Genomic DNA, 658 nt, shown 5'->3' with positions numbered 1-658 from the left:
CGTCGATGCTGGCAACGCGGCAACTTCGCGGTCGCAATGACGATACCGCGCTGTTCAAGTGGCGCGACGGACGTAGCGAGTTCATGGGGGCGCTTATGGCGAGGCGGAATCGAAAGACTTTCTATCTGTGGTTGAGCTGCGGCGAACCAGTCCATATTCTGCCTGCTAGCACGAACTCTGGTTTAGCGGCCCAACACGCCGCTCCGCGCCCGACTCTCGCCAACGTGCGGTTCAGACGTTTCGCATCAGCGTCAATACTTTCGCATGCGAGATGGGCAAGACGGCATCCAATCTTGTACTCTAACCTGACATGCAGAGATCGAAGTGAAGTAAGTAGGGGTAAGGGCGGTGGCCTATCCGATGCGGCGCCATCTACTTTAGATTTTGCAATCTTAAATGGCTCAAATCGAACACATCAATATGTCAAATAATATCAACGCAGTCGGGTCGGGAAAAACGCCTCTTCCACCGGCCGATATTCCGCCGAGCGCTAATGAGAGCGTGTCCAGGCTGCATAAAAATGATAGAAATATCGCGCGCTCGTTTGATGGATTAAAATCGCGTCCCCAATTGGGGGGGCACAACCCGAAAGACCTCAACCCGAAGGACCTCAACCCGCGTAAAGCCGAATTTTCCGCTCCGATTCAGGGTCCGGTGG

At 54.3% G+C, this 658-nt stretch carries 1 protein-coding gene; it reads left to right on the top strand.

Features of this window, described 5'->3' with window-relative positions; genetic code table 11:
• Window positions 1-396: 396 nt before the first annotated feature.
• Window positions 397-658 (top strand): hypothetical protein (locus AWB78_RS49265; RefSeq protein ID WP_232478175.1); only part of this gene is annotated, 262 nt, incomplete at its 3' end.

The organism is Caballeronia calidae, assembly GCF_900044055.2.
Lineage (GTDB): Bacteria > Pseudomonadota > Gammaproteobacteria > Burkholderiales > Burkholderiaceae > Caballeronia > Caballeronia calidae.
Note: the sequence above shows the minus strand (reverse complement) of the source record. Positions and strands in the feature narration are given on the sequence as shown.